This window comes from Streptomyces sp. NPDC028305 (assembly GCF_055569495.1).
Map to the genome: position 1 here is coordinate 248168 of NZ_JBVHTN010000001.1, position 16640 is coordinate 264807.

Below are 16640 nucleotides of genomic sequence, written 5' to 3' on the forward strand. Positions count from 1 at the left end.
AGGACAGAACGACGGCAGGACACCCGAGCGATTGGAGCAGGACCCGATGGGCGAGCAGACCGGTGTGACGTTCCCGCAAGAGGTCATCGACGAGTACGCGGCGCTCGGCGTCGACCTCCCCGCGCTGTTCTCCGCCGGGCACCTCGGCACCCGCATGGGCGTGCAGATCCTCGAGGCCTCCGCCGAGCGCGTGGTGGGCACGATGCCGGTCGAGGGCAACACCCAGCCGTACGGGCTGCTCCACGGCGGCGCCTCGGCGGTGCTCGCCGAAACGCTCGGCTCCATCGGCTCGATGCTCCACGGCGGCAGCGCCAGGATCGCCGTCGGGGTCGACCTCAACTGCACCCACCACCGCGGCGTCCGCTCCGGCCTGGTCACCGGCGTCGCCACACCCGTCCACCGTGGCCGCTCCACCGCCACGTACGAGATCGTCATCACCGACGAGCAGGACCGGCGCGTGTGCTCGGCCCGGCTGACCTGTCTGCTGCGCGAGGTCGGCACGGAGCAGGCGCTGACCGAGGCCGCCGGCGAGGCCAAGGACGGCCCGGCGCGCTGACGGCGGGCGGAGTTGGGCCCGGCCACCCGCCGGGCCCTCCCAGGCCCCCACAGCGCCGCGCCCGAGCACCACCCCGAACGGCCCCCGTCCGCACGGCCGTTGCCCGCCCGCAGAGGCGGCTCTACGGTCTTCCCATGGGGGCATCGACCCGTCACCCGCCGACCCGCGCACGGACCCGCACAGGCGCCGTCCGCGCCCTCGCGCCGACACTCGCCGCCGCGCTGGCGCTCGCCGCCGCGGCGACCGCGTGTAGCGGCCCGGAGTCACGCCCCGCCCCCGCCCCGCGAAGCACCTCGGCCAACAGCGCCTCCCCTCGGGCGACTTCACCCGTCCGGCTGTGCTTCGACCTCATCTCGCACTGGGCCGGGCAGGATCTGCGGGGCAGCACCTGGGCCGGGCTCGACTGGGAGCAGAAGGGGATGTCCAACCAGCAGTTCGAGATCTACGACGACATCGTGCACGCCGCGCGGGCGGAGCAGCGGCGGCGTGGCGCCGCGGCCGCCAGGAAACTGATCAGCCAGGAGACCCTGCGGCGCTGCACGGCGGAGGGGGGCGCGACCCACAGCTCGGAGAACTGGCGCCCGCCGTCATGACCGTCAGTCGTAACACTCCGTAACATTCACGCAATGCAAGACTAGGTCTTGACTTAGACCCGCGCCTGTACCGTTGATCTTTTGACGTACATGATCCCACTTCAGTCCACACACCCCCCGTCGCTCCCCCGCACTGCTTAGCGGAACTGCGGCTTCTCAGTATCCGGACTTCACAGGTTCAGCGCATATGCCCCATTCATCCCTTAGGTTCCGCTACACGGACACGGCCTGGCGACCTGTGTCATAACAAGACAGTCACATCATGGTCTGGCCCACTGCCCCCCGCTGCCCTACGCGCCTAGAGTCACAGCCAGTCACCACGCCGTCGGGTGTTCACTCAACATCCGCCGAACGTTCCAGAATCTCCGGCGACGGCACGCGGAAGCGGGGCCGGCCAGGGAAAGGATTCCTCGTGCGACACCGTTCCTTGCTCATCATCACGACCGCGGTCACTGCGGGAGCACTCACCCTCAGCGCCTGTGGGTCGCGCGACAAGAGTGACAGCAGCAGCGGCGACAACAACAACAAGAAGACCACCGTTGTCATCGGTGTCGACGCCCCGCTGACCGGCTCCCTGTCCGCCCTCGGCCAGGGCATCAAGAACTCGGTCGACCTCGCGACCAGAGTGGCCAACAAGAACAACGAAGTGCCCGGCGTCACCTTCAAGATCAAGGAATTCGACGACCAGGCCGTGCCCTCGTCCGGCAAGCAGAACGCCACCTCGATGGTCGACGACAACGAGATCCTGGGCGCGGTCGGCCCGCTGAACTCCGGCGTCTCCCAGTCCATGCAGGGCGTGTTCGCCAAGGCCGACCTGGCGCAGGTCTCCCCCGCGAACACCAACCCCGAGCTGAGCCAGGGTCCCGACTGGGCCGCGAACAAGAAGACCCGCCCCTTCAAGACGTACTTCCGCACCGCGACGACCGACGTCATCCAGGGCCGCTTCGCCGCGCAGTACTACTACAAGGACGCCAAGAAGCGGAAGGTCTTCGTCGTCGACGACAAGCAGACCTACGGCGCCGGCCTCGCCAAGATCTTCTCCGAGGAGTTCAAGCGCCTCGGCGGCAAGGTCGTCGGCACCGACCACCTGACCGTCAAGGAGACCGACTTCTCCGGCATCGCCGGCAAGGTCAAGTCCACCGGCGCGGACTCCGTCTACTTCGGTGGCCAGTACCCCGAGGGCGGCCTCCTGTCCGACCAGGTCAAGCAGGCCGGGGCCGACGTCCCGATCATGGGCGGCGACGGCATCTACGACCCCGCCTTCATCAAGGCCTCGGGCACCAACAACGACGGCGACCTGGCCACCTCGGTCGGCTACCCCGTCGAGGACCTCGCCTCCGCCAAGAACTTCGTCAAGGAGTACGCGGCGCAGGGATATGACGACCCGTACGCGGCCTACGGCGGCTACTCGTACGACGCCGCCTGGGCGATCATCCAGGCCGTCAAGACCGTGGTCCAGGAGAACGACGGCAAGCTGCCCGACGACGCCCGCGCCAAGATCACCGAGGCGCTGAACAAGGTCTCCTTCGATGGCGTGACCGGCAAGGTCTCCTTCGACCAGTACGGCGACACCACCAACAAGCAGCTGACCGTCTACGAGGTCCAGAAGGGCGCCTGGAAGTCCGTGAAGAGCGACACCTTCAAGGACTGACCCTTCAGGGATCTGCCCCGCACATCACCCCCCAGCCGCGCGGAGGCGCAACAGCGCCCCCGCGCGGCGTCATATCCGACACGCTCATCGGAGGCCCTGCGGTGCACGAACTGCCGCAAACGCTGGTCAACGGCCTGACCCTTGGCGCCCTCTACGGCTTGATCGCCATCGGGTACACCATGGTCTACGGCATCGTCCAGCTCATCAACTTCGCCCACGGCGAGATCTTCATGATCGGTGGCTTCGGAGCCCTCACCATCTACATCTGGCTCCCCAGCGGCACCGCGCTCTCCCTGGCCCTGCCCCTCATGCTGATCGGCGGCGTCGTCGCCTCGGTGGCCATCGCCACCGCCGCCGAACGCTTCGCGTACCGGCCACTGCGCGGAGGCCCCAGGCTCGCGCCCCTGATCACCGCGATCGGCCTGTCCATCGCGCTCCAGCAGGCCGTGTGGGCCTTCTACCCGGACGCCAAGAAGCCGCGGCAGTTTCCCCAGTTCGAGGGCAAGTCCCTGGAGATCTTCAGCAATCTGCACATCCAGCGCGGCGACGTCTTCCTCCTCATAGCCGCCCCGCTGTGCATGCTCGCCCTGGGCCTGTTCGTCTCCAAGAGCCGTGCCGGACGCGCCATGCAGGCCACCGCGCAGGACCCCGACACCGCCAAACTGATGGGCATCAACACCGACCGCATCATCGTGATGGCCTTCGCCATCGGCGGCGCGTTCGCCGCCGTCGCCGCGCTGGCCCACGGGCTGAAGTACGGTCAGATCAACTTCGAGATGGGCTTCATCGCCGGCCTCAAGGCCTTCACCGCCGCCGTGCTCGGCGGCATCGGCAACATCTACGGCGCCATGCTCGGCGGAGTCGTCCTCGGCATCGCCGAAGCCCTGGCCATCAAGTACATCCAGGACATCCCGGGCATGGAACAGCTCGGCGGCGGTGCCTGGAAGGACGTCTGGGCCTTCACCCTGCTCATCGTCGTTCTGCTGGTCAGGCCACAGGGCCTGCTCGGCGAACGCGTGGCGGACCGGGCGTGAGGAGGGAACACATGACCACCGACACGAACAAGACCACGGGCGAGAACACCCAGCGCGGGGGAAGCCCCGCCACGCTGCGGGCGATCACCGCCGCCGGCGGCCTCGCCTCCGTCGTCTCCACCTTCCTCGCCTGGACCTGGACCGACGAGTTCCCCGGCGACCTCACCTTCAACGGCTACCCCGGCGGCCTCCAGCTCCTCACCCTGGTGCTGGGCCTGGCCACCATCCTCTTCGCACTGTCCGCCATGGACCTGCGCGGCCTGCGCTGGCTCACCCCCGCCGGCTCCACCCAGGCCCTGCGGCTCATAGCCCTCGGCACCTTCGCCACCACCTGGTTCACCATCATCGCCATCGCCGTCGACCTCGGCGGCGTGGCCAACTGGGAGCCCGGCGCCTGGGTTGCCGCCGTCGCCAGCGTGATCCCCCTCGCGGCCCTCCTGCTCCCGAACGACACCCGGCCGCTCAAGCGCCCGGCGGAGCTTCCCTCCTGGGCCGAGATCCTCATCATCGCCGCGGTCTTCGCGGTCGGGCTCTACATCGTCAACTACGGCATCCAGACCGACGCGGACAACCCCGAGCCGTTCCTCGGCTATCTGATCGCCGTCGGCTTCGCCGCCGCCGCTCTCTTCAAGGCCGGGGTGATCGCCCGGCTGAGCGCGCTCACCGGGGAGTATCGTTCCATCACTCTCATCGCGGCCCTGGTGACCGCGGTGGTCTTCCCGTTCACCCAGAACAAAGCCAGCTACACCGAGCTCGGCGTCAACATCCTCATCTTCGCGACCGTCGCCCTCGGCCTGAACATCGTGGTCGGCCTGGCCGGCCTCCTCGACCTCGGCTATGTCGCCTTCCTCGGCGTCGGCGCGTACACCGCCGCCCTGGTCTCCGGAGCCGGCTCCTCCACCATCGACCTCCACCTCCCCTTCTGGGCCGCCATCGTCGCGGGCGCCGTCGTCTCCCTGATCTTCGGCGTCCTCATCGGCGCACCCACCCTGCGGCTGCGCGGCGACTACCTCGCCATCGTGACCCTCGGGTTCGGAGAGATCTTCCGCATCGTCATGCTGAACCTCGACGGCACCTCCGGACCCTCCGTCACCAACGGCCCCAACGGCATCCCCAACATCCCCGCGCTGGAGATCTTCGGCTTCAACTTCGACGAAGATCACACCGTTCTCGGCCACACGCTCGACTCGAACGCCAACTATTTCTTCCTGATGCTGCTGGTGACGATCGTCGTCGTGCTCGTCTTCAGCCGCGCCGGCAACTCCCGTATCGGACGCGCCTGGGTCGCCATCCGCGAGGACGAGACCGCCGCCACCGCCATGGGCATCAACGGCTTCCGCGTCAAGCTCATCGCCTTCGCCCTCGGCGCCACCCTCGCCGGTGTGGCCGGCACCGTCTGGGCCCACGTCCAGACCACCGTGGTGCCCGAACAGTACGTCTTCGCCGGGCCCGTGCCCCCCAACTCCACCTTCCTGCTCGCCGCCGTCATCCTCGGCGGCATGGGCACCATCGGCGGCCCGCTCCTCGGCGCCACGCTCCTGTTCCTGATCCCCAAGAAGCTGGAATTCTTCCAGGACTACCAGCTACTCGGTTTCGGTATCGCGCTCATCCTCCTGATGCGCTTCCGCCCCGAAGGGATCATCCCCAACCGGCGTCAGCAGCTCGAATACCACGAGAAGGACCAGCTCGACGCCCCCGACCAGCCCCAGCTCTCCGGCAACGCCGTCGGCGTGACCAAGGCGGAGGCGTAACAGAGATGACGACCACCACCTCTCCCGTACTCAGCGCCAGCGGCGTGACCATGCGCTTCGGCGGACTGACCGCCGTACGCTCCGTCGACCTCACCGTCAACTCCGGCGAGATCGTCGGCCTCATCGGCCCCAACGGCGCCGGCAAGACCACCTTCTTCAACTGCCTGACCGGGCTGTACGTCCCCACCGAGGGCAGCGTCACCTACCAGGGCAGCGTCCTGCCGCCCAAACCCCACCTGGTCACCCAGGCCGGCGTCGCCCGCACCTTCCAGAACATCCGGCTCTTCGCCAACATGACCGTCCTGGAGAACGTGCTCGTCGGCCGCCACACCCGCACCAAGGAGGGCCTGTGGTCGGCCCTTCTGCGCGGCCCCGGCTTCAAACGCGCCGAAGCCGCCTCCAAGGCACGCGCCATGGAACTCCTCGAGTTCACCGGGCTCGCCCACAAGGCCGACCACCTCTCGCGCAACCTCCCCTACGGCGAACAGCGCAAGCTGGAGATCGCCCGCGCCCTCGCCAGCGACCCCGGCCTGCTCCTCCTCGACGAGCCCACCGCCGGCATGAACCCCCAGGAGACCCGGGCCACCGAGGAACTCGTCTTCGCCATCCGGGACCAGGGCACCGCCGTCCTCGTCATCGAGCACGACATGCGGTTCATCTTCAACCTCTGCGACCGCGTCGCCGTGCTCGTCCAGGGCCAGAAGCTCATCGAGGGCACCCCCGACGTCGTCCAGAGCGACGAACGCGTGATCGCCGCCTACATCGGCACCCCCTTCGAGGGCGAGCCGGGCGCGGAGGAGGCCGCCGAGGTCGAGGCCGCCGAGGCGCAGCAGAGCACCGGGACGGGCGCGACCCCGCAGAGCACCACAGCACGTACGGAGGACGGACAGTGACCGCACTGCTCGAGGTCGAGGACCTGCGCGTCGCCTACGGCAAGATCGAGGCCGTCAAGGGCATCTCGTTCAGTGTCGAGGCCGGCCAGGTCGTCACCCTCATCGGCACCAACGGCGCGGGCAAGACCACCACCCTGCGCACCCTGTCGGGGCTCCTCCAGCCGCTCGGCGGCTCCATCCGCTTCGACGGCAAGCCGCTGAACGGCGTCCCCGCCCACAAGATCGTCGCCCTGGGGCTGGCCCACTCCCCCGAGGGCCGGCACATCTTCCCGCGCCTGACCATCGCCGAGAACCTCCAACTCGGCGCGTTCCTGCGCAAGGACAGCGACGGCATCGCCGCGGACGTGCAGAAGGCGTACGACCTCTTCCCCATCCTCGGCGAACGCCGCACCCAGGCCGCGGGCACCCTCTCCGGCGGCGAGCAGCAGATGCTCGCCATGGGCCGCGCCCTGATGTCCCGCCCCAAGCTGCTCATGCTCGACGAGCCCTCCATGGGCCTCTCCCCGATCATGATGCAGAAGATCATGCAGACGATCGCCGAGCTCAAGGCCCAGGGCACCACGATCCTTCTCGTCGAGCAGAACGCCCAGGCCGCCCTGTCGCTGGCCGACCACGGCCATGTGATGGAGATCGGCAAGATCGTGCTGTCAGGGACCGGCCCGGAGCTGCTGCACGACGAGTCGGTGCGCAAGGCCTACCTGGGCGAGGACTGACCCCCGCGCCGCCCCGACAACCTGCGAGGGCCTGTCCGTACCACCGCGGTACGGACAGGCCCTCGTCTTGTGCTGTCGCTACTGCTGCTGCTTCTTCTCCGCCGCGTCCTCGATGACGGCCTCGGCCACCTGCTGCATGGACAACCGGCGGTCCATCGAGGTCTTCTGGATCCAGCGGAAGGCGGCGGGCTCGGTCAGCCCGTACTGGGTCTGGAGGATGCTCTTCGCGCGGTCGACGAGCTTGCGGGTCTCCAGGCGCTGGGCGAGGTCGGCGACCTCCTTCTCCAGCGTCTTCAGCTCGGTGAAGCGGGAGACGGCCATCTCGATGGCCGGGACCACGTCGCTCTTGCTGAACGGCTTCACGAGGTACGCCATGGCGCCGGCGTCCCGCGCCCGCTCGACGAGCTCGCGCTGCGAGAAGGCGGTGAGCATGAGGACCGGGGCGATACGGTCGGCGGCGATCCGCTCGGCGGCGGAGATCCCGTCGAGGACCGGCATCTTCACATCGAGAATCACCAGGTCGGGGCGGTGCTCCTGAGCGAGCGCGACGGCCGTCTCACCATCGCCCGCCTCGCCGACGACGGAGTACCCCTCCTCCTCGAGCATCTCCTTGAGGTCGAGGCGGATGAGGGCCTCGTCCTCGGCGATGACCACGCGGGTGGTGTGCGGGGGGACGTGCGACTGCGCGTCGGGGGCGTCAGTGGTGCTCAATGTGCTCCTCGCTCCTTAACAGGTGGGGCACCACGAGCCTACCTAGCTGCGGTAAGGTGGACGCGCAGCGGGTCGTTGGTGACCTTCGAAACCGCAAGCCCCGGTAGCCCAATTGGCATGAGGCAATGGATTCAAAACCCATACAGTGTCGGTTCGAGTCCGACCCGGGGCACTTTTCCTTCGATTCCAAGGTCACAGCAGAATCGCTGCCCTTCACTCGATGAAGTGAACATCCCTTCGAGCGGGCAACGCGCACGCCAGCACCAGCCACGCTCGATGGCGTGTACGACCTCGAAACGCGCAAGCGAGCCCTCGCTCTCGTCGGCCAGGGCCGAAGCCTCAACTCCGTGAGCAAGCAGACCGGGATATCCCGTGCCGCGATTCGTGCCTGGCAGATCCGGATCGAACCTCTGTCCCAGGGCGACGCGTGTCCCAGATGCGCACCGGAGCCGCGGCCGCCGGAGGACCCCGCCGCCTACGCCTACCTGCTCGGCCTGTACCTCGGCGACGGTTGCGTCAGCCGCCTCAAGAAGGGCGCGTACTTCCTTCGCATCGCATGCGCGGATGTCTGGCCGGGCCTCATTGACGCCCCGGGGGCTTTACACCAAAACGCTCGACCAGTTAGGCATCGACTGGAAGCAGCCGAACGCCTGGAACATCTCCGTCGCCAAGCGCGCCTCCGTCGCCCTCATGGACGCCCACATCGGGCCGAAGTACTAGGCGCGCGCCCAGCGCCCCGCACTCCGGCCCGCGTCGGACCCCTACCGCAGGTCGCCCTCGCCGATGTGGTGCACGCGGACGAGGTTGGTCGAGCCGGAGACGCCGGGCGGGGAGCCGGCGGTGATGATGACGAGGTCGCCCTTCTGGCAGCGGCCGATCCGCAGCAGTTCCTCGTCGACCTGGGCCACCATCTCGTCCGTGGACTCGACCATCGGACCGAGGAAGGTCTCCACACCCCAGGTGAGGTTCAGCTGGGAGTGGGTCGACGGCTCGGGGGTGAAGGCGAGGAGGGGGATGGGTGAGCGGTAGCGGGAGAGGCGGCGGACGGTGTCGCCGCTCTGGGTGAAGGCGACCAGGAACTTCGCGCCGAGGAAGTCGCCCATCTCCGCCGCCGCGCGGGCGACCGCGCCGCCCTGGGTGCGGGGCTTGTTGCGTTCGGTGAGCGGGGGGAGGCCCTTGGCGAGGATGTCCTCTTCGGCCGCCGCGACGATACGGCCCATGGTCTTGACCGTCTCGATGGGGTACTTGCCGACGCTGGTCTCGCCGGAGAGCATCACCGCGTCCGTGCCGTCGATGACCGCGTTGGCGACGTCCGAGGCCTCGGCCCGGGTGGGGCGGGAGTTCTCGATCATGGAGTCGAGCATCTGGGTCGCGACGATGACCGGCTTCGCGTTCCGCTTGGCGAGCTTGATCGCGCGCTTCTGGACGAGCGGCACCTGCTCCAGCGGCATCTCCACGCCCAGGTCGCCGCGCGCGACCATGATGCCGTCGAAGGCATCGACGATCTTTTCCAGGTTCTCGACCGCCTGCGGCTTCTCGATCTTCGCGATGACCGGGAGCCGGACGCCCTCCTCCTGCATGACCCGCCGCACATCCACCACGTCGTTGCCGTTGCGGACAAAGGACAGGGCGATGATGTCGGCGCCGGTGCGCAGCGCCCAGCGGAGGTCCTCGATGTCCTTGTCGGAGAGGGCGGGGACGGAGACGGCGACTCCGGGGAGGTTGAGGCCCTTGTGGTCGGAGACCATGCCGCCTTCGATGACCATGGTGTGCACGCGCGGACCTTCTACGTCCACGACTTCAAGGGTGACCCGGCCGTCGTCGACGAGGATGCGCTCGCCCCGGCTGACGTCGGTGGCCAGGCCTTTGTAGGTGGTACCGCAGCGCAGCCGGTCGCCCTCGATCGGCTCGACGGTGATGGTGAACTCATCCCCGCGTTCAAGGAGTACAGGGCCTTCATGGAAACGGCCGAGACGAATCTTCGGACCTTGAAGGTCGGCGAGGATGCCGACGCTGCGACCGGTTTCCAGCGCGGCCTTTCGGACTCGCCGGTAACGCTCCTCGTGCTCGGCGTAGGTGCCGTGGCTGAGGTTGAAGCGGGCCACGTCCATTCCGGCTTCGACGAGCGCCTTGATCTGCTCGTACGAGTCGGTTGCGGGTCCCAAAGTACAGACGATTTTTGCTCGGCGCATGCCGCGAGCCTACGACTTACCAGTCGGTAAAGAACCGGGATCCAGCCACTCCCCCATGGCCTTTGGGTAGCCGGTCGTCGACAACTAATGAAACGTGCGCGGGTCCGCTCTGATGAGCGGTTAATCTGACCCGCGCACGTCAGTGTGCGGGTCGCTCAAAGCTGCGGAGGCGACATCGTAAAGCGGGCGTTGACCTGCGCGTACACGGTCTGGCGCTGGGGTTCGAGGTCCAGGGCGGGGGCGGCCTGGGGCGCGCCGCCGTAGCCGGCGGAGCGCGCCGCCCCGTAGGCGACGGGGTAGGGCTGCTCGGCGTGCTCCGCGTTGAGGTCGGCGAGCTCGACGAGGGCGACGAGCCGGGCGTCGAGGGCGCCCGCGTACTCACGGGCGCGCTGGACCGCTTCCCGTACGGCCTGGCGGCGCGCTTCGGCATGGGCGGGCGAGTCGGGGCGCAGGGCCCAGAAGGGGCCGTTGACCTGGGTGAGGTCCAGGTCGGCGAGGCGGGTGGTGAGCTCGCCCAGCGCGGTGAAGTCGGAGACGGTGGCCGAGAGATGCACTCGGCCGTGGTAGGCGTGTATGCGCTCGTGACGGCCCTTGGCGGTGAGCTGCGGGGTGATGGCGAAGGCGCCGGTCTCCAGCTTCTCGACCGCCTGGCCGTAGGACTTCACGAGGTCGAGGACGTGGGCGTTGCGGCGGGTGAGGTCTTCGAGGGCGGTGCGGCGGTCGCTGCCGCGGGCGCTGACGGTGACGCCGAGGCGGGCGATCTCGGGGTCTACTTCGAGGCGGGCCTCACCGCGGACCGCGACGCGCGGGGTTTCGGGGGTGCCGTAGGGCACGGCGGTCAAAGGCTGCGGGGAGGCGTGATCCATGGGGTGGGCTCCTTGCGCGCGGGTGAGGAGAAAAGCAGAGGAAGGGGGAGAAAAGGGTGGGGCGGTGGGTGCGGACGCCTTGTCAGACGGGCGTCTGAACGCGGCCCTGCCCGGGGCGGTCTCGGTGCAGCGACAGGGCGATGTCCACGAGCGGGACGCGGGGCAGCTCGGCGACGCGGTCGAGGTCGACCCAGGCGGCCTGGTCCGTGGAGCCGTTGGTCTCGTGGCGCAGTTGCCCGCCGACGACATGCGCGGTGTAGACGACGCGGAGGCCGTGGAAGTCGGCGTCGCGGCCGCGGCGGCGGGCATAGCGGTGGTGGACGGAGTCGATGCCGAGCAGGTCGTCGATCTCGACGGTGTAGCCGGTCTCCTCCTCGACCTCGCGGATGGCGGCGTCGTACGGGTCTTCGCCGTGCCGGATGCCGCCACCGGGCATCGTCCACTGTTTGGCGTCGGGGCCGACCCATCGGGCGAGGAGGATCTTGCCGTCCTGGATGCAGACGGCGTACGCGGCGACTCTGAGCTGTCTGTTGGCCATCACCCAAGGATGGCCTGGGTGTCGGTTGATCGAAAGCCGGGGTGGTCAGGTACTGGTGTGGGCGAGGCGGTCGCGCTGCTCGGGGAGGTGTCCGCCGATGACGGGGGCGCCGGGGCCGGTGGGCGGGAGGCCGAAGGTGGTGAAGGCGGTGCGCCGCGGGAGGGCGTAGACCGGTTCGGTGGTCAGTGAGTTGAGGATGACGGCGGAGCGCCAGGCGGCGAGGCCGAGGTCGGGTGCGCCCACGCCGTGGGAGTGGCGCTCGGCGTTCTGTACGTAGATGGAGCCCTTGACGATGGGGTCGAGGACGATGCGGTGGTGTTCGTCGATGCGGGGGCGTTCCCGGGAGTCGCGGCGGATGTAGGGGTCGAGGGCGGCGATGAGGGTCTCGATGCGCCGTTCGCGGTAGCCGGTGGCGAGGACCACGGCTTCGGTGGTGTGGCGGCTGCGGGTGCCCTGTTGGCGGTGTTCGAGGTGGAGTTCCAGGCGGGCGTCGGCGATGCGGCCGGCGGTGCGGACGGTGACGTCGGGGGTGAGCACGGCGTCGGGCCAGCCGCCCTGTCGGGCGCGGCGGTAGAGCTCGTCGTGGATCTCCGTCATGGTGTCGTGCGCGATGCCCTTGTAGAGCTGCCACTGGCGGCGCAGCAGTTGGTCGCGCACGCACTCCGGCAGGGCGTGGAAGTAGCGGGTGTAGTCGGGGGTGAAGTGTTCGAGGCCGAGCTTGCTGTACTCCATGGGCGCGAAGGCGGGGGTGCGGGTGAGCCAGTGGAGGCCTTCGGCGCCGGGCGGCCGGTTGCGGAGCAGGTCGAGGAAGACCTCGGCGCCGGACTGGCCGGAGCCGACGACGGTGACATGGCCGGTGGCCAGCAGCTGTTCGCGGTGCTGGAGGTAGTCGGCGGAGTGGATGACGGGGACGCCGGGGGCGTCGACGAGGGGGCACAGGGGCGCGGGGACGTGGGGTTCGGTGCCGACGCCGAGCACCAGGGAGCGGGTGTAGCTGCGGCCCATGTGCAGGGCCTGGCCCCTGGCGTCGAGTTCGGTGAAGTCGATCTCGAAGAGCAGGTGGTCGTGGTTCCAGCGGACGGCGTCGATCTGGTGGCCGAAGTGGAGGCTGGGGAGGTGGTGGCTGACCCAGCGGCAGTAGTCCTCGTACTCGGCGCGTTCGATGTGGAAGCGCTCGGAGAGGTAGAAGGGGAAGAGCCGTTCGTGGGCCTTGAGGTAGTTCAGGAAGGTCCAGGGGCTGGCCGGGTCGGCGAGGGTGACGAGGTCGCCGAGGAACGGGACCTGGACCCTGGCGCCGTCGACGAGGAGGCCCGAGTGCCACTGGAAGGCGGGGCGCTGTTCGTAGAAGGCGGTGCGCAGGCTGGGGACGCCGTGGGCGAGGGCGGCCAGGGAGAGGTTGAAGGGGCCGATGCCGATGCCGGCGAGGTCCAGGGGATGTTCGGGGCAGGCTGCGGCGGGCGCGGGGGTGGGAGCGGGAGCGGGGGTGGTGTTGTGGGTGGGGGGTTGCGCGGTGCTCATGGGGAGTTGCCTTCCACGAGTTCGACCAGCGCCCGCAGGTCGCTGGGCTGGATGTGCGGGTTGAGGACGGTGGCCTTGAGCCACAGCCCATCGGATGTGGCGGCTCGGCCGAGGACGGCCCGGCCCTCGCGCAGGAGGCGGCGTCGTACGGCGGCGACGGCGGCCGGGCCTGCTCCGGTGGGCCGGAAGAGGACGGTGCTGATGGCGGGGCGTGCGTAGAGGTCGAGTCCGGGGCGGGAGTCGATGAGGTCGGCGAGGTCCTGGGCGGCGGCGCAGGCGCGCTCGACGAGGTCGCCGAGGCCGCGGCGGCCGAGGGCGCGCAGGGTGACGGCGATCTTGAGAATGTCGGGGCGGCGGGTGGTGCGCAGGGAGCGGCCGAGGAGGTCGGGGAGGCCGGCGGCGGCGTCGTCGGCGGCGTTGAGGTACTCGGCGCGGTGGGCGAGCGGGGCGAGGGCGGCGCTGTCGGGGACGGCGAGGAGGCCGGCCGCGGCGGGCTGCCAGCCGAGTTTGTGCAGGTCGAGGGCGGCGGTCCGGGCTCGGTCGAGCCCGTCGAGCCTGGTCCGCAGGGTGTTGCTGAACAGGAGCGGGCCGCCGTAGGCGGCGTCGATGTGGAGGGTGGCCGCATGGCGGTCGCAGAGGTCGGCAATGGGCGGCAGGGGGTCGATGGCGCCGGTGTCGGTGGTGCCCGCGGTGGCGACGACGAGCAGGGGGCGGCCGGGGAGCCCGGTGAGGGCGTCGTGGAGGCGGGCCGGGTCCAGGACGCCGGTGGGGGTGGGGATCGTGAGCGGCTCGGGGAGGCCGAGGAGCCAGGCCGCGCGGTGGACGCTGTGGTGGGCGTTGGCCCCGCAGACGACCTGGAGGGGGTCCGTGGCGCCCGCCGTACGGGCGGCCTCGCGGGCGAGCAGCAGGGCGAGTTGGTTGGCCTCGGTGGAGCCGGTGGTGGCGAGGGCGTCGGGGGCCGGGCGGCGGGGGTGGACGAGCCGGGCCAGGGCGCGGCAGGTCAGCGTCTCGAGCTCGCCGGCGGCGGGGGCCTGGTCCCAGGAGTCGAGGGAGGGGTTGAGGGCGCTGGCGGCGAAGTCGGCGGCGGCCGCGACGGCGAGCGGCGGGCAGTGCAGATGGGCGGTGCAGTGCGGCTCGGCGGGGTCGGCGGCGCCCGCGGCGAGGGCCCGGACGAGGGTGTGCAGGGCTGCGCGGGCGCCGGTGCCGACGGTGGGCAGCACGGGCTCGGCGGCGGCCCGTACGCGGCGGGCGACGGCGCGGGGGCCGCCGGGCGGGAGGGGGCCGCCGCGGTCGGCGGCGCCGGTGGCGAGGGCGTGGAGGACGGTGTCGAGCATCGGGCGGAGCGCGCGCGGGCCTTCGATACCGCCGGCCAGGAGGCGGGCGGTCCCGGAAGCGGGCACAGGCATGGGTGTGCCCCTCGTCTCGAGTTCGGGCGGGGTGGGAGCGGTCCTGGCGATGTCTCGGAGGCGGCGCCGATCGCCCGGGAGGCGGGTCTCGCGGCGTCAGTGGACGGACCAGACCTCGCGGAACGGGCGGAACTTCGGCGAAGCTTCCGGAACACGGCCTAAAGTACTTCGCAGGCAAGCGGTTCGGGGCGTGGCGGCGGCAGGTCCACTCGTACGTGGTAGTGCCGGTGCGGGAATTGATCGCGGAGCGGCACGCGGCGGTTTCCGTACGATGCCGGGCACGGAACGGCAGGAGGCCAGGGGGGCGCGATGGACCGGCAGCCGGACGACAGCGATCTGACCGAGGAGCTCATCGCCTCGGTGCTGGCCGCGACGCGGCTGCTGGTGGCGATCTCCGCGCGGGCGCTCGCCTCGATCGACGAGACGCTGACGGCGACGCAGCTGCGCGCCCTGGTGGTGCTGGACAGCTGTGGCCCCGCGAAGCTGGCGGCGCTGGCGTCCGGGCTGGGGGTCAACCCGTCCACCGCCATGCGGACGGTGGACCGTCTGGAGTCCCTGGGGCTGGTGGACCGGCGGGTCAATCCGGACAGCCGCCGGGAAGTGGTGCTGCGGCTGACGGACCGGGGCGCGGAGGTGGTGGACCGGGTGCTGGAGTACCGGCGCGCGGAGATCGCCGTCCTGGTGGAGCGGTTGCCCGCGGATGTGCGGTCCGGGCTGGTGCGCGGGCTGCGGGCGTTGGGCGCGGTCGCGGACGAGCCGGACCTCCGCGCGGCCGGGCCGCCGGGGGCCGGGCCCGCCCGGGTCAGCGATGTGCTCGCCGCCGCTTCCGGGGAGGTCCGTCCGCGTCGTCCGGTCCGGTGAGCGCGGGGTGGCGGTACGGCCGGGCCGGGGTGCGGGAGCGGTAGACCACGTACGGCCTGGCCAGGTAGCCGAGGGGGGCGGCGAAGGCGTGGACGAGCCGGCTGAAGGGCCACAGCGCGAACAGCGCCAGGCCCAGCAGGGCGTGCAGCCGGTAGACGAGGGGCGCGTGGGCCATGGCCGGGACGTCGGGGTCGAGGGTGAACAGGCTGCGGAACCAGACGGACACGCCCTGCCGGTAGTCGTAGGCGTCCTTGCTCGCGCCCGTGGCGGTCGCGGTGAGCCCGGCCAGCAGGACGGCGGCGAGCACCGGGTAGACGGCCCGGTCGCTGCGGCTGGTCGCCGCCCGTACGGCGGGCACCCGCAGCCGCCGGTACAGCAGCAGCCCCAGGCCCGCGGCGGTGGCGAGGCCCGCGGTGCCGCCGACCAGCAGCGCGTTGGCGTGGTACAGCCCTTCGCTGACGCGCAGCCGCTCGGTGAGCGACTCGGGGACGACGAGGCCGACGACATGGCCCGCGGCGACGAACAGCAGCCCGAAGTGGAAGAGCGGGCCGCCGATGCTCAGCAGGCGGTGTTCGTGCAGCTGGCTGGAGCGGGTGGTGAAGCCGAAGCGGTCGTAGTGGTAGCGCCAGGCGGTGCCGGCGGCGAAGAGCACGAGGACGAGGTAGGGCAGTACGCCCCACAGGGCGATGTTCAGGTGTTTCATCGGCCGGTTCCTCCCGGAAGGTGGCCGGCGCGCTCGGGGGCGGTCGCGGCGAAGGGGGTCAGGCCGACCGCCTCGGCGGGCGGTCCGCTGCGGGCGAGGGCCAGGGCGGTGGCGCGGTCGGCGGGGGACGGGCCCGGCAGGGTGTCGCAGACGCCGAGCAGGACGTCGGCGTAGGGGCTGTCGTGGTCGGCCAGGGCCATCCTCAGCAGCTCGATCGCGGGGCGGTGTTCGCTCAGCAGCCGCACCCCCGGGGCGGGGCAGCGGGCGGCGAACTCCAGGGCCAGGGGCAGGTGGTCGGGCAGCTCGTCCTCGGGGGGCTCCCAGCCGTGCGCGCGGTAGCGGGCCTTCCAGTCGGCGAGCGAGCCGCCGCGGCGCCGGGTGTCGCCGTCGGTGTAGTAGGTGAGGTGCAGGGTGCGCCGTCGGCTGCGGTCGAAGGTGACGACGTAGCGGGCGGCCAGGTCGAGTACGGGGATGTCCCGTACGGCGGCGCAGAATCGCAGCAGCGGCGCGGTGCCGGGGCCGGTCAGCTCGCCGAGGGCGTCCCGTACCAGGGTCAGGCGCGCGGGCCAGTGCCGGTCGGGGTAGCCGAGGAGGAGGGCGGCGGCCTGGTGCACAGCAGGGGTCGCCGGGTTCGTTGCGTGCCCCGGGCTCATG

At 70.5% G+C, this 16640-nt stretch carries 16 protein-coding genes, 1 tRNA gene and 1 pseudogene; 10 read left to right on the forward strand and 8 right to left on the reverse strand.

Going from position 1 to position 16640, the window contains the following annotated elements:
* Positions 1–46: 46 nt before the first annotated feature.
* From ACZ4WQ_RS01130 to ACZ4WQ_RS01160, 7 genes are all read left to right on the forward strand, one after another.
* The gene (locus tag ACZ4WQ_RS01130; RefSeq protein WP_311725053.1) at positions 47–556 is read left to right on the forward strand and encodes a hotdog fold thioesterase; all 510 of its coding nucleotides are present in this window, start codon (positions 47–49) and stop codon (positions 554–556) included.
* A 134-nt stretch (positions 557–690) separates the two neighbouring features.
* A complete protein-coding gene (locus ACZ4WQ_RS01135; protein ID WP_468021901.1) occupies positions 691–1149 on the forward strand; it encodes a hypothetical protein in 459 nt (152 codons plus the stop codon).
* Positions 1150–1561: 412 nt separating this feature from the next.
* On the forward strand, positions 1562–2800 hold the full coding sequence (locus ACZ4WQ_RS01140; protein WP_385339391.1) for a branched-chain amino acid ABC transporter substrate-binding protein: 1239 nt from the start codon (positions 1562–1564) through the stop codon (positions 2798–2800).
* Positions 2801–2901: 101 nt separating this feature from the next.
* Entirely contained in the window at positions 2902–3834 is a 933-nt protein-coding gene (locus tag ACZ4WQ_RS01145; RefSeq protein ID WP_311724844.1) for a branched-chain amino acid ABC transporter permease, read from the forward strand.
* Positions 3835–3845: 11 nt separating this feature from the next.
* Positions 3846–5585, forward strand: coding sequence for a branched-chain amino acid ABC transporter permease (locus ACZ4WQ_RS01150; RefSeq protein WP_311724843.1), 1740 nt, complete (start codon positions 3846–3848; stop codon positions 5583–5585).
* A gap of 5 nt (positions 5586–5590) precedes the next feature.
* Positions 5591–6478 carry an ABC transporter ATP-binding protein gene (locus tag ACZ4WQ_RS01155; RefSeq protein ID WP_311724842.1) on the forward strand — a complete coding sequence of 296 codons (888 nt, stop codon included), beginning with the start codon at positions 5591–5593 and terminating at the stop codon, positions 6476–6478.
* A complete protein-coding gene (locus ACZ4WQ_RS01160) occupies positions 6475–7191 on the forward strand; it encodes an ABC transporter ATP-binding protein (protein ID WP_361183587.1) in 717 nt (238 codons plus the stop codon). The genes ACZ4WQ_RS01155 and ACZ4WQ_RS01160 overlap by 4 nt, the downstream gene beginning before the upstream one ends.
* A 78-nt stretch (positions 7192–7269) precedes the next feature.
* Here ACZ4WQ_RS01160 and ACZ4WQ_RS01165 read toward each other — a convergent pair whose 3' ends face one another.
* Positions 7270–7902 carry an ANTAR domain-containing response regulator gene (locus ACZ4WQ_RS01165; protein WP_014180542.1) on the reverse strand — a complete coding sequence of 211 codons (633 nt, stop codon included), beginning with the start codon at positions 7900–7902 and terminating at the stop codon, positions 7270–7272.
* Between the two features lie 97 nt (positions 7903–7999).
* Between ACZ4WQ_RS01165 and ACZ4WQ_RS01170 the strand changes: the two genes are divergently transcribed.
* Positions 8000–8074: transfer RNA gene (locus tag ACZ4WQ_RS01170), tRNA-Leu, on the forward strand.
* Between the two features lie 109 nt (positions 8075–8183).
* Positions 8184–8522 (forward strand): annotated as a pseudogene (locus ACZ4WQ_RS01175) (transcriptional regulator); the annotation flags it as partial.
* A 141-nt stretch (positions 8523–8663) separates the two neighbouring features.
* Here ACZ4WQ_RS01175 and pyk read toward each other — a convergent pair.
* From pyk to ACZ4WQ_RS01200, 5 genes are all read right to left on the reverse strand, one after another.
* Entirely contained in the window at positions 8664–10094 is a 1431-nt protein-coding gene (gene pyk / locus ACZ4WQ_RS01180; RefSeq protein ID WP_311724839.1) for a pyruvate kinase, read from the reverse strand.
* A gap of 155 nt (positions 10095–10249) precedes the next feature.
* A complete protein-coding gene (locus tag ACZ4WQ_RS01185) occupies positions 10250–10960 on the reverse strand; it encodes an SIMPL domain-containing protein (RefSeq protein WP_311724838.1) in 711 nt (236 codons plus the stop codon).
* Positions 10961–11042: 82 nt separating this feature from the next.
* Entirely contained in the window at positions 11043–11498 is a 456-nt protein-coding gene (locus ACZ4WQ_RS01190; RefSeq protein ID WP_311724837.1) for an NUDIX hydrolase, read from the reverse strand.
* 45 nt (positions 11499–11543) lie between these two features.
* The gene (locus tag ACZ4WQ_RS01195) at positions 11544–13016 is read right to left on the reverse strand and encodes a lysine N(6)-hydroxylase/L-ornithine N(5)-oxygenase family protein (protein ID WP_311724836.1); all 1473 of its coding nucleotides are present in this window, start codon (positions 13014–13016) and stop codon (positions 11544–11546) included.
* Positions 13013–14422 carry a pyridoxal phosphate-dependent decarboxylase family protein gene (locus ACZ4WQ_RS01200; RefSeq protein WP_398370223.1) on the reverse strand — a complete coding sequence of 470 codons (1410 nt, stop codon included), beginning with the start codon at positions 14420–14422 and terminating at the stop codon, positions 13013–13015. Before ACZ4WQ_RS01200 ends, ACZ4WQ_RS01195 begins: the two co-directional genes overlap by 4 nt.
* Before the next feature lie 309 nt (positions 14423–14731).
* Between ACZ4WQ_RS01200 and ACZ4WQ_RS01205 the strand changes: the two genes are divergently transcribed.
* Positions 14732–15283: a MarR family winged helix-turn-helix transcriptional regulator gene (locus ACZ4WQ_RS01205; RefSeq protein ID WP_311724834.1), complete on the forward strand. Its 552-nt coding sequence runs from the start codon at positions 14732–14734 to the stop codon at positions 15281–15283.
* On the opposite strand, the gene narI is transcribed toward ACZ4WQ_RS01205, so the two are convergent.
* Both narI and narJ read right to left on the reverse strand, forming a co-directional pair.
* Positions 15225–15986, reverse strand: coding sequence for a respiratory nitrate reductase subunit gamma (gene narI / locus ACZ4WQ_RS01210; protein WP_311724833.1), 762 nt, complete (start codon positions 15984–15986; stop codon positions 15225–15227). The two genes, ACZ4WQ_RS01205 and narI, sit on opposite strands and share 59 nt — an antisense overlap.
* Positions 15983–16639, reverse strand: a complete 657-nt coding sequence (gene narJ, locus ACZ4WQ_RS01215; RefSeq protein ID WP_468022090.1) for a nitrate reductase molybdenum cofactor assembly chaperone — start codon at positions 16637–16639, stop codon at positions 15983–15985. The genes narI and narJ overlap by 4 nt, the downstream gene beginning before the upstream one ends.
* Position 16640: the final 1 nt, after the last annotated feature.